9 protein-coding genes are annotated in these 11,824 nt (G+C 65.9%); all 9 read right to left on the reverse strand.

Annotated features, from left to right (window positions below):
- Nucleotides 1-34 precede the first annotated feature (34 nt).
- Nucleotides 35-1,213 carry a histidinol-phosphate transaminase gene (locus G606_RS0106060; RefSeq protein ID WP_026645204.1) on the reverse strand — a complete coding sequence of 393 codons (1,179 nt, stop codon included), beginning with the start codon at nucleotides 1,211-1,213 and terminating at the stop codon, nucleotides 35-37.
- Nucleotides 1,210-2,610 carry a histidinol dehydrogenase gene (gene hisD, locus G606_RS0106065; RefSeq protein ID WP_034523775.1) on the reverse strand — a complete coding sequence of 467 codons (1,401 nt, stop codon included), beginning with the start codon at nucleotides 2,608-2,610 and terminating at the stop codon, nucleotides 1,210-1,212. Before hisD ends, G606_RS0106060 begins: the two co-directional genes overlap by 4 nt.
- 137 nt (nucleotides 2,611-2,747) lie before the next feature.
- Nucleotides 2,748-6,311 (reverse strand): DNA polymerase III subunit alpha, encoded by a 3,564-nt coding sequence (gene dnaE / locus G606_RS0106070; RefSeq protein WP_026645206.1) that lies wholly within the window; start codon nucleotides 6,309-6,311, stop codon nucleotides 2,748-2,750.
- A gap of 135 nt (nucleotides 6,312-6,446) precedes the next feature.
- Entirely contained in the window at nucleotides 6,447-7,385 is a 939-nt protein-coding gene (locus G606_RS0106075) for an RluA family pseudouridine synthase (RefSeq protein WP_026645207.1), read from the reverse strand.
- Entirely contained in the window at nucleotides 7,379-7,936 is a 558-nt protein-coding gene (locus G606_RS0106080; RefSeq protein WP_026645208.1) for a signal peptidase II, read from the reverse strand. The genes G606_RS0106075 and G606_RS0106080 overlap by 7 nt, the downstream gene beginning before the upstream one ends.
- Nucleotides 7,937-7,956: 20 nt before the next feature.
- Entirely contained in the window at nucleotides 7,957-9,504 is a 1,548-nt protein-coding gene (locus tag G606_RS0106085) for a DivIVA domain-containing protein (RefSeq protein WP_026645209.1), read from the reverse strand.
- A gap of 131 nt (nucleotides 9,505-9,635) precedes the next feature.
- Nucleotides 9,636-9,926: a YggT family protein gene (locus G606_RS0106090; RefSeq protein WP_026645210.1), complete on the reverse strand. Its 291-nt coding sequence runs from the start codon at nucleotides 9,924-9,926 to the stop codon at nucleotides 9,636-9,638.
- Nucleotides 9,927-9,984: 58 nt separating this feature from the next.
- Nucleotides 9,985-10,455, reverse strand: a complete 471-nt coding sequence (locus G606_RS0106095; protein WP_026645211.1) for a cell division protein SepF — start codon at nucleotides 10,453-10,455, stop codon at nucleotides 9,985-9,987.
- Between the two features lie 31 nt (nucleotides 10,456-10,486).
- Nucleotides 10,487-11,758, reverse strand: a complete 1,272-nt coding sequence (gene ftsZ, locus G606_RS0106100; RefSeq protein ID WP_026645212.1) for a cell division protein FtsZ — start codon at nucleotides 11,756-11,758, stop codon at nucleotides 10,487-10,489.
- Nucleotides 11,759-11,824: the final 66 nt, after the last annotated feature.

An 11,824-nucleotide genomic window follows, 5' to 3' on the forward strand; every position in this document is an offset into this window, starting at 1 on the left:
CCTCCTGACTTGCTGTCTGCTTGATTGGTTGGGTTCAGCGTGTCGCCGCGCGCGCTTCGACGGCGCGCATCGATTCGACGAGCGTCTTGCGGAAGACCTTCATCTCCTCGTCGGTGCCCATGCACACGCGCAGCCATCCTTCGGGGCCAACGACGCGGATGAGCACGCCGCGTTCGAGCATTTCGTCGAAGATCGCGCCGCGGTCGTCGAAGTGGCCGCCGAACATCAGGAAGTTCGACTGCGATGGAGCGACTTCGAGCGGCTTGCCGGCGTAGGTCTGCTCGCGCAGCCAAGCGGCCGTCGCCTCGCGCGTCTCACGCAGATGACCGACCTGCGAGAGCTGCTCGTCGGTGTGGTCGAAGCCGGCGAGCGCGGCGGCCTGCGTGACGGCGGACAGATGGTACGGCATGCGCACGATGCGCAGGCAGTCGATGATGCCCTTGCTCGCGGCGATGTAACCGACACGCGCGCCGGCGAAGGCGAAGGCCTTGCTCATCGTGCGGCTCACGGCGAGGTTCGCGTAGGTGCCGACGAGCGTCGTCGCCGACGGCGTACCCGGGTCGCGGAACTCGATGTAGGCCTCGTCGACGACGACGATCGGGTGCACACCGTCGGCGGCGCCCGCGACGCGCGCGTTCTGGCAGTGGTCGAGGATGCGTTCGAGGTCGGGCATCGGCAGCGGCGTGCCGGTCGGGTTGTTCGGGCTCGTCAGCACGACCATCGACGGTTCGTTCGCGTCGATGGCGGCGATCGTCGCGTCGACGTCGAGTGTGAAGTCGGCGCGGCGCGGCGCCGTATTCCACGTCGTGAACGTGTCGCGCGCGTACTCCGGGTACATCGAATAGGTCGGGTCGCAGCCGATCGCGTTGCGTCCCGGGCCACCGAAGGCCTGGAACAGCTGCAGCATGATCTCGTTCGAACCGTTCGCGCCCCACACTTCGTCGGTCGTCAGATCGGCCTGCGATTCCTTCGCCAGATAGTCGACGAAGGCCTGGCGCAGCTCCATGTGCTCACGGTCGGGATAGCGGTTGAGGCCGGCGGCCGCCTCGCGCACGCGCTTTTCGATGCTGCGCACGACGGCGTGGCTCGGCGGATACGGGTTCTCGTTGACATTGAGGCACACCGGCACGTCGAGCTGCGGGGCGCCGTAGGGCTCCTCGCCGATCAGGTCGTTGCGCAGCGGCAGGCTCGCTGGGATCGTCCCCTCGCTCATCGAAGGCCCGCCTCCTCTTCCTGGTCCTTGAGCGTCGCCTTGTCGTAAGGGTCGGCGACGAAGCGGCTGAGCACGCTTTCGCCGTGCGCCGGCAGATCCTCGGAGACGGCGAAGGCGTTGACGCGCGAGGCGAGCTCCTTGAGGCCCTGCTCGTCGTATTCGATGACTTCGACGGGCTTCATGAACGTGTGCACGCCGAGGCCGGCGGCGAAGCGCGCCGTGCCGGAGGTCGGCAGCACGTGGTTCGAGCCGGACATGTAGTCGCCGAGCGGCACCGGCGAGTACGGGCCGCGGAAGATCGCGCCGGCGTTGCGGATCTTCGCGATGACGGCGTCCGGGTCGGCGGTCTGCACTTCGAGGTGTTCGGCGGCGTAGGCGTTCGCCGCGTCGATCGACTGCTCGAGCGAATCGGTCAGGATGATGCCGGACTGGCGTCCCGACAGCGACGTGGTGACGCGTTCGGCGTGCTCGGTGCGCGGCACGCGCTTGAGCAACGAGGCCTGCACGGCGTCGGCGAGCTCGGGGCTGTCGGTGATGAGCACGGAGCCGGCGAGTTCGTCGTGCTCGGCCTGGCCGATGAGGTCGGCGGCGACCCATTCGGGGTTCGCGTCCTTGTCGGCGATGATCGCGATCTCGGTCGGGCCGGCGACGGCGTCGATGCCGACGATGCCGGAGACGAGGCGCTTCGCCGTGGCGACGAAGATGTTGCCCGGGCCGGTGATCTTGTCGACCGGCTCGCACAGCACCGGGCTCGTCGGATTGTCGACGTCGGTCGCGCCGTACGCGAACATCGCGATCGCCTGTGCGCCGCCGACCGCGTAGACCTCGTCGACGCCGAGCATCGCGCAGGTCGCGAGGATCGTCTTGTTCGGCCAGCCGTCCGGATCGTTGCGGTTCGGCGGCGTGGCGATTGCGAGCGATTCGACGCCGGCGGCCTGCGCCGGCACGGCGTTCATGATGACCGAGCTCGGATAGACGGCTTTGCCGCCGGGCACGTACAGGCCGACGCGCTGCACCGGGATCCAGCGTTCGGACACGCGTGCACCTTCGGCCAGATCGGTGTGGAAGTCCTCGGGGACCTGGTTCTTCGCGACGGCGCGGGCGCGGCGGATCGATTCCTCGATCGCGGCGCGCACTTCGGGGTCGAGCTCGGCGACGGCGGCGTCCATGACGTCGTTCGGCACGCGCAGCGACTTCGGCACGACGTGGTCGAACTTCTCGGCGTATGCACGCAGCGCCTTCGCTCCGTGCGCCTTCACGTCGTCGAGGATCGGCTGGACGAGCTCGGTGGCTTCGTCGGTGCCCATCTCGGCACGCGGCATCGCCTCGAGCATCTGGGCACGGTTGAGTTCTTTTCCGCGCAGATCAATGATGCGCATGTAGTTTTCTTCGCTCATAAGCCACTATCGTAACAACGGCCTGTCACGAGCATGATTCGCGCGCCGTCACATCTCACGATGTGGCTGCCGCGCGCAGAGCACAACGGCCACGGGGTCGCGCGCAGACCGAAGCGGCCGCGCGCTGCCCCGCGCACTCACGCGGACATCAGCGCCGCGGGGCCGAAGATGATCTTGACGTCGGCGAACAGGCTCGTGTCGCGCGTGACGCGGAACCGGTCGCCCATCGTCAGCACCTGCGCGTCGCCGCGTTCGTCGAAGACGACAAGCTTAACCTCGCAGTAGCCCGGATGGTTCGACAGCACGGCCCCGAGCTGTTCGAGGCGGTCGCGCTGCAGCGCGCCTGCCGGCAGCGCGATGAGCACCGGGCGCGCGTCCTCCGCCTCGAGCGAGGGCACCTGCATCTCGGTGGCGCGCAGCGTGACGGTCTCGTCGCGCACCTCGACCATGCCGCGCATCTGCACGACGGTGTCGACGGCGAGTTCGGCGGCCGCCGATTCGTAGACCTTGCCGAAGAGCATGCACTGAATCGAGCTTTCCATGTCCTCGATCGTCACGATCGCCCACGGGTTGCCCTTCTTCGACATGCGTCGGTCGACGTTCGTGATCAGGCCGGCGACGGTGACCTGCGTGCGTTCGGGCATCGTCGGCGCGCGATCGATCAAATGTGCAATCGACATCTCGCGCAGCGCCGCGAGGATGCTCTGCATGCCCGAGAGCGGATGGTCGGAGACGTACAGGCCGAGCATGTCGCGCTCGTACTGCAGCTTCGTCTTCTTGTCCCACTCCTCGATGTCGGGGATCGTGACGGTCGCGTCGCCCAGCAGCGCCGGATCGTCGTCCTCACCGCCGTCGAGGTCGGCGAACAGGTCGAACTGCCCGTTGGCCTGACGGCGCTTGAGGTCGACGACCGAGTCGATCGCGGCCTCGTGGATCGTGCACAGCGCGCGGCGGTTGGGGTTGACCGAATCGAAGGCGCCCCCCTTGATCAATGATTCGACGAGGCGCTTGTTGAGCGCGGTGAGCGGGGCGCGCCGGATGTAGTCCATGAAGTCGACGTAGCGGCCGCGCGGACCGTTGCGTTCGGCGATGATCTCCTTGACGGCCGTCTCGCCGACGTTCCTGATCGCGCCGAGGCCGAAGCGCACGACGTCACCGACGGCCGAGTACTCGAACACCGATTCGTTGATGTCCGGCAGCAGCACCTTGATGCCCATGCGGCGCGCCTCGCCCAGATACAGCGCCGTCTTGTCCTTGTTGCTCACGGCGCCCTGCAGCAGCGCGGCCATGAACTCGACCGGGTAATGCGTCTTGAGGTAGGCGGTCCAGTACGAGATCAGGCCGTAGGCGGCCGAATGCGCCTTGTTGAACGCATAACCGGAGAACGGCACGAGCACGTCCCAGACGGCCTGCGCTGCCTCCTGCGAGTATCCGTGTTCCTTCATGCCCTCGAAGAACGGCACCTTCTCCTTGGCGAGCACCTCGGGCTTCTTCTTGCCCATCGCACGGCGCAGCACGTCCGCCTTGCCGAGTGAGTAGCCGGCGAGGATACGCGCCGCCGACTGCACCTGCTCCTGATAGACGATCAGGCCGTAGGTCTCGTCGAGCACCTCCTTGAGCGGCTCGGCGAGCTCGGGATGGATCGGCTCGATCTTCTGCAGCCCGTTCTTGCGCTTGGCGTAGTTCGTGTGCGAGTTCATATCCATCGGGCCCGGGCGGTACAGCGCAATCAGTGCCGAGATATCGTTGAAGTTGTCCGGCTTGAGCTGCTTGAGCAGCGCGCGCATGCCGTCCGAATCGAGCTGGAACACGCCGAGCGTGTCGCCGCGGGACAGCAGCTCGTAGGTCTCCTTGTCGTCGAGCGGGATCTTCGTGTAGTCGATTGCATCCTTGCCGTTGGCCGCGATGTTCTTGAGCGTGTCGCTGATCACCGTGAGGTTGGACAGGCCAAGGAAGTCCATCTTCACCAATCCGAGCGTTTCGCAGGTGTGGTACTCGAAGGTCGTCGTCACCGTGCCGTCGGTGCGTTCGAGCAGCGGCGACGTGTCGGTGATCGGCGCAGAACCCATGATCGTCGCGCATGCGTGCACGCCGGTCTGGCGGATCAGTCCCTCGAGACCCATCGCCTTGTCGGTGATCGCCTTCGCATCCGGGTCCTTCTCGTACATCTCGCGGTACTCGCGTGCCTCGGCGTAGCGCTTCGACTTCGGGTCGAAGATGTCGTGCACCGAGATGTCCTTGCCGCCGGTGGCGGCCGGCGGCAGCGCCTTCGTGACCTTCTCGCCCATCGCGAACTCGTAGCCCATGATGCGCGCCGAATCCTTGATCGCCTGCTTCGTCTTGATCGTGCCGTAGATCACGCACTGCGCGACCTTGTCGTGTCCGTACTTCTCGCCGCAGTATTCGATCACCTTGAGGCGCCCTTCCGGATCGAAGTCGACGTCGATATCCGGCAGGCTCACGCGCTCGGGGTTGAGGAAGCGTTCGAAGATCAGGCCGTGCTCGAGCGGGTCGAGTTCGGTGATGCCCATCGCGTACGCGACCATTGAGCCTGCGGCCGAGCCGCGACCCGGGCCGACCATGATGTCATGGTCCTTCGCCCACTGGATGTAGTCGGCGACGACGAGGAAGTAACCCGGGAACTGCATCTGGCAGATGACGCCGCACTCATAGTCGGCCTGCGCGAGCACATGCGCCGGCACGTCGCCGTCGTAGCGGCGTTCGAGACCCTCCTCGACCTTCTTGAGGAACAGCGAGGTCTCGTCCCAGCCTTCGGGGCACGGGAACTTCGGCATGAACGCGCCGTCCTCGTGGTCGTCGAACATGACGTTGCAGCGTTCGGCCACCTCGAGCGTGTTGTCGCAGGCCTGCGGCAGGTCGCGGAACAGTTCGCGCATCTGCTCGGCCGTGCGCAGGTAGTAGCCTTCGCCGTCGAACTTGAAGCGGTCCGGGTCGTCGAGCCTCGAACCGGAGTTGATGCACAGCATCGCGTCCTGCGTGGCCGCGTCCTGCTCGAGCACGTAATGCGAGTCGTTCGTCGCGAGCAGCGGCGCGTCGAGCCGGCGCGCGATCTCGAGCAGGTCCTCGGTGACCTTGCGTTCGATCTCGATGTTGTGGTCCATCAGCTCGATGAAGAAGTTGTCGCGCCCGTAGATGTCCTGCAGCTCGCCGGCGGCGCGCAGCGCCTCGTCGAACTGTCCGAGGCGCAGACGCGTCTGAATGATGCCCGACGGGCAGCCGGAGCCGCAGATCACGCCCTTGCTGTAGGTGGCCAGCACATCCTTGTCCATACGCGGGTAGCGCATGACGCGTCCTTCGAGGTTGGCGACCGACGACGCCTTCGTCAGGTTGACGAGCCCCTCGTCGTTCTCGGCCCACAACGTCAGATGGGTGATCAAACCGCCGCCGGAGACGTCGTCGCGACGCTGATCCTCAGTGCCCCAATGCACGCGGCTCTTGTCGCCGCGCGCCGTCTCCGGCGTCACATACGCCTCGATGCCGATGATCGGCTTGACGCCTTGGCTGACCGCCGTGCTCCACATCTCATAGGCGCCGTGCATGTTGCCATGGTCGGTGATGCCGACGGCCGGCATGCCGAGTTCCTTGGCGCGCGCGACGAGACCGGGGATCTTCGAGGCGCCGTCGAGCAGCGAGTAATGCGTGTGGTTGTGCAGATGGACGAAGTTCGCGGATTGAGCCATGCCCACCAATCTAGCGAACTTCGGTGACGCGATTCAAGGGTCTGTGAGCGGATTCACCGTCCGTTCGCCGCGACACTCCACGGCGTTCTGTGCGCCGCGCCGCGACACGCGCGTCGGCCATCGGGCTGTCGTCGATCAGGCTTCGGCCGGCTCGGCATGACGTGCACGCAGCACGTCGAGCGCGTGCTCGAGATCGGCCGGATAATGCGAGGTGACGACGGTGTTCAGATGCGTGCGCGGGTGGCGGAACTCGAGCTGCATCGCATGCAGCCACTGGCGTTCGAGGCCGAGTTCGGCCGACAGCTTCGGGTTTGCCCCATACATCGCGTCGCCGACGAGCGGATGGCCGATCGACGAGAAGTGCACGCGGATCTGATGGGTGCGGCCTGTTTCAAGATTGATCTTCGCGAGCGTCGCCTCGCCGAAGCGTTCGAGGACGTCCCAATGGGTGACCGCCTCCTTGCCGCCCGGCGTCACGCAGAAGCGGAAGTCGGAGACTTTCGCGCGCCCGATCGGCGCCTCGATCGTCGCCTTGTCCTCTTTGAGGTTGCCCTGGGCGAGCGCATGGTAGGTCTTGATGACCTCGTGTTCGGAGAACTGCCGTCGCATCTCCTTGTACGCGAGATCGGACTTGCAGACGAGCATGAGCCCCGACGTGCCGACGTCGAGCCTCGAGACGATGCCCTGACGTCCCGGCACACCGAGCGCCGTGATGCGCACGCCGCGCTTGAGCAGAGAGCCGAGCACGGTCGGCCCCGTCCAGCCGACCGACGCGTGCGCCGCGACGCCGACCGGCTTGTCTACGACGACGATGTCCTCGTCCTCGTAGACGATCGGCATGTCCTCGGCGATCGGCTCCGGCGCGCGCTGCTCGTCGACGAGATCAAACTCGACGAGGTCGCCGTCCTGCAGCGTCGCCGACTTGCCGTGCTCCCCCTGCCGTCCGGCGATGCGCGCCTGATCGGTCTCGATCAGATCGGCCGCCTTCGCGCGCGAGATGCCGAGCATCTTCGCGACGGCGATGTCGAAGCGCCGTCCGATGAGCGTGTCCGGCGCCGGCACGACCTTCAGCATGTCCCTTCGTCCTTTCCCTGCGAGTCGTCCTTTCCCTGGGAGTGCGTGTCCTCCGTGATCCGACGGCCACCGAACGGCACGTTGCACAGGATGAGCACGACGATGCCAACGCCGGCGACCATCAGAAAGACGTCCGCGACGTTGCCGACCGACCATCCGTAGTCGAGGAAGTCGACGACCTTGCCGTTGAGAAAGTCGTCCGCGTACGCAACGCGGTCGATGAGATTGCCGAAAGCGCCAGCGAAGGCGAGCGCGAGGAACACGGTCCACGCCATCGACCGCGTGCGCAGCCCGAGCACGAGCAGCACGACGCAGGCAACGATCGCTAACAGCGCGATGAGCCACGTCATGTTCGATCCCATGCCGAGCGAGGCGCCGGGGTTGTGCACGAGCGTGAAGCGCAGCAGTCCGGGTATGACGGCGACGGATTCGCCGTCGGCGAGCAGCTCCTGTGCGATGGCCTTCGTCAGCTGGTCGATGACGATGGCGATGATGGCGATACACGCGAAGACGGCCACGCGGATACGCGGCCGTCTTCGCTCGCTGTTCAACTGATGGGTCACTGCGTCCCTCAGTTGTTCTTGTCCATGCTGTTGTAGTTGTTCGTGTCGGAGACCTGCGCCTGCAGCTGGGTGAGGAACTCGGTCAGGCGTGCGCGATACTCGGTCTCGAACTGCTTGAGGCCCTGGATGTTGCCTTCGATGACCTTCGACTGCGTCTCGAGGTTCGTGCGCACCTGCGTCGCGTAGTCATCGGCCGCCGTGCGGGTCTTCTCGTCGTAGGCCTGGGCGCGCTGCTGCACTTCCTTCTCGTACTCGTCGAGCTCGCTATGGCGATCGACGACGTACTGGTCGGCTTCGCTCTTCTTCTGCTGGGCGTAGGTGTTCCCTTCGTCCTGCTTCTTCTGGGCGTATTCGTCGGCCTCGTGCGCCTTCGCGTCGGCGTAGGTGTTCGCCTCGTTCGTCTTCGTCTCCGCGTAGTCGTTCGCCTCCGCGGTCTTGTCGGCGACGTACTGGTCGGCCTCCGCATGCTTGTTCTGCATGTAGGTGTCGGCGTCCTGACGCGTCTTCGCGCTGTATTCGTCGGCCTCAGTACGCGTCTTCGTCGAGTAGGCCTCGGCCTGCTCGTGCACGCTCTTGCCGTAGGCGTCCGCGTCGTCGCGAGTGCGCTTGCTGTAAGCGTCCGCTTCCTCGTGGACGCGCTTGTTGTAGTCGTCGGCCTCGGTGCGCGTGCGGTTCGAGTAGTCGTTGGCCTTGCCGATGAGCTCCTCGTACTTGCGCTGGCTCTGCTCGGTGATCTCCTTCGCCGTGGCCTTACCCTTGTCGACGTACTGGTCGTGCAGCTGCATCGCGAGCGTGAGCATCGCCGTGGCGCGCTCCGGCTCACTGTTGGCGGCCGCCGCCGCGCTCTTGATCTTCTGCAGGCTGCCGGTCTCGGTGTTCGGCTCGACCTTGGCGACCTGGTCGCGCAGCTGCTCCTCGCGCTGCTTCGACTCCTCGAGCTGCTTGCTCAGCTCGGCGATCTGGGCGTCCTGCTGCTGCGCACGGACCGTCTGCTGGTGCGCGTTGGACAGTTCGCGACGCAGGTTCTCGCTGTCGGCGCGGAACTGGTCGCGCTGCTTGGTGATCTCGGCGAGCTGCGCGGCCAGATCCGGCTGCTCGGAGTTCTGCGCGGCCTGCGCGGTGAGCTGGTCGATCTGCGCGCTCAGACGCTCGACCTGCGCCTTGAGCTGCTCGTTCTGCGAAGAGAGCGTGCGGTTCGTGTCCTCGGCCTCGGCGAGTTTGCCCTGCGCCGCCTGCACGGCCTGATTGGCCTGAGCGATCTGTGCCTGCGCCTGCCCGTCGGCGCCCTGGGCGGCCGCGGCGCGCAGCGACTGGTTCTCGTTCTGCAGCTGCTGGACCTGATTTGTCAGATCGGAGATCTTCGTGTTGAGTTCGGAAACGTCCGGGCCGAGCGCTTGGGTCGACTGGCTGCCGGCGACGGCTTGCTTGCCCAAAGCTTCAACGGTCTCGGTGACCTGATCAAGGAAGTCGTCGACCTCGTCAACGTCGTACCCTTCTTTGAAGCGCACCGTCTGGAAGGTGTGCTCCCTAATATCCTTAGGCGTCAAAAGAGCCATATATCTTGCACCTCGCTTTGGGTTACCACCCGGCTTAGTTGGACTTATTTGTTGATGCTAGCACGGGTTGCGTGCAAACAATCACGTTTCTGCTTAATTTCCCCGCCCTGCGGCCGTCTCGCGGATCCTCGTCAGATGAGCACCCGCAGCACGATGAGCGCGAAATACAGCACGAGGAAGCTCGTGTCGAAGGACACTGGTCCCATCGGAATCGGCTTAATGTACCGACGCAGCCACCGCAACGGCGGCTCGGTGAGCGCGTAGACGATCGAGACAAGCGTCGCCGCGAATCCCCGCGGCCGCCATCCGCGCGCGAGCACAAAAATCCAGTCGAGGATCATGCGCGCGAACAGCACGAGCATGTAGGCGTCGATGAGCCAGTCGACAAGCCTGAACAGCGTCGCAATCAGCATCGAGAGCATGCCGTTCCCCTACCTTCCCGTCTCGCCTGCGCCATGCACGCGCCATGCGTCGTGCCGGTCACTGCGCGAAGAGGTCGTGCGCCGTGTTCTGCTCGGCGTCCTCGGCGACGATGTCGACGCGCGCGGGGCTGAGCAGGAACACGCGTGGCGTGACGCGCTCGATCGATCCGGACACGCCGAAGACGACGCCCGACGAGAAGTCGACGATGCGGTAGGCGACCGCCTCGGAAACGCCGGTGAGATTGAGCACGACCGGCACGCCATCGCGCAGCGCGCGGCCGACGAGCTGCGCATCCTCGTACGAATGCGGATGGATCGTCGTGATGCGGCTGACGCGTCCCTGGAATGGGGCGGCCGGCTTGCGCGCCGATGCCGGCTGCGCGGTCGCGGCCGGCATCGGCGTCACCGAGCGGTCGGAGTCGAAGGACGATGCGGCCTCGTCCTCCTCCTCATCGAATTCGGCGTCGTCGTCCTCGGCGACGTCGGTCATGCCGAGATACGACATCGTCTGCTTGAGAAACCCGGGCATCAGTGTTTCCTTTCTGGCTCTTCTGGCTCAATCAGCGCAGGAAATCCGGAATGACGATGCCATCATCCGGATCATTCGGCGCATAGCGATCCGGCTCGATGCTCGGATCGAAGATCGGCGTGACCGGCGTCGGCGGCACGGCCGGCGTGACCGGCTGCTCCGGCTCGACCGTCGTCTGGAAGATCGGCGTCGCGTTCGGCGCCGGCGACGTCACCATCCGCGGCAGCGTGCCCGTCTTGTCGGCCGGCTTGACCGGCTCCACATGGCGCGTGGGCTGGGACGCGGGCTGCACGGCGGACTGGGCGTTGGTGAAGTCCCGCGTGGTGGTACCGGTCGTCTCATGCTTCGCATCGAAGCCGGCGGCAATGACGGTGACGCGGATCTCGTCGCCGTAGGCATCGTCGAGCGCCAGACCCCAGATGATCTGCGCCTCCGGATGCGCGGAGCGGCGCACGAGCTCGGTCGCGGCGTAGGCCTCCTGCAGTTTGAGGTCGGTCGACGCGGCGATGTTGATGAGCACGCCGTTCGCGCCGTCGATGCTCTCCTCGAGCAGCGGCGAGCTGATCGCGATCTCGGCGGCCTGCGTCGCACGGTCGTCGCCCCGCGCGGAGCCGATGCCGAACATCGCGGTGCCCGAATCGCGCAGGATCGACGTCACGTCGGAGAAGTCGACGTGGATGTAGGAGTTCATCGTGATGAGGTCGGTGATGCCCTGCACGCCGGCGAGCAGCGCCGTGTCGGCGGTCTTGAACGCGTCGACGATGCCGATCGAACGGTCGGCGAGTTCGAGCAGGCGGTCGTTCGGGATGACGATGAGGGCGTCGACCTCCTTGCGCAGGTTGTCGATGCCGAGCGCGGCCGAGGCGGCGCGCTGCGGTCCCTCGAAGGAGAACGGACGGGTGACGACGGCGATCGTCAGTGCGCCCTGCTGGCGCGCGGCGCGCGCGACGAGCGGGCTCGCGCCGGTGCCGGTGCCGCCGCCCTCGCCGGCGGTGACGAAGACCATGTCGGCGCCCTTGACGGCCTCCTCGATGTCGGACTGGTGGTCCTGCGCCGCCTTCGCGCCCTTCTCAGGATCGGCGCCGGCGCCCAGACCGCGGCTCGAGGCGTCGGACAGCGAGATCTTGACGTCGGCGTCCGAACGCAGCAGATCCTTTGCGTCGGTGTTGATCGCGACGAACTCGACGTTCTGCAGCCCTTCGGCGATCATGCGGTTGACCGCGTTGCCGCCGGCTCCGCCCACGCCGACGACTTTGATGTTGGTTTTGTCGTTGAAATTGTCATTCTGGGCAATCTCGCTCACGATGTTCTCCTGTCACTCACGATGCTGGTCTCTACTGTATCGCAGACCGCACGATATTCCACGCCC

Origin of the sequence: Bifidobacterium sp. AGR2158 (assembly GCF_000424225.1) — a bacterium.
GTDB lineage: Bacteria > Actinomycetota > Actinomycetes > Actinomycetales > Bifidobacteriaceae > Bifidobacterium > Bifidobacterium anseris.

Coding starts and splice junctions, on each gene's coding strand:
- G606_RS0106060 (WP_026645204.1), bottom strand. CDS start 1,213: ATGAGCGAGGGGACGATCCCAGCGAGCCTGCCGCTGCGCAACGACCTG.
- dnaE (WP_026645206.1), bottom strand. CDS start 6,311: ATGGCTCAATCCGCGAACTTCGTCCATCTGCACAACCACACGCATTAC.
- G606_RS0106075 (WP_026645207.1), bottom strand. CDS start 7,385: ATGCTGAAGGTCGTGCCGGCGCCGGACACGCTCATCGGACGGCGCTTC.
- G606_RS0106085 (WP_026645209.1), bottom strand. CDS start 9,504: ATGGCTCTTTTGACGCCTAAGGATATTAGGGAGCACACCTTCCAGACG.
- G606_RS0106095 (WP_026645211.1), bottom strand. CDS start 10,455: ATGCCCGGGTTTCTCAAGCAGACGATGTCGTATCTCGGCATGACCGAC.
- hisD (WP_034523775.1), bottom strand. CDS start 2,610: ATGAGCGAAGAAAACTACATGCGCATCATTGATCTGCGCGGAAAAGAA.
- G606_RS0106090 (WP_026645210.1), bottom strand. CDS start 9,926: ATGCTCTCGATGCTGATTGCGACGCTGTTCAGGCTTGTCGACTGGCTC.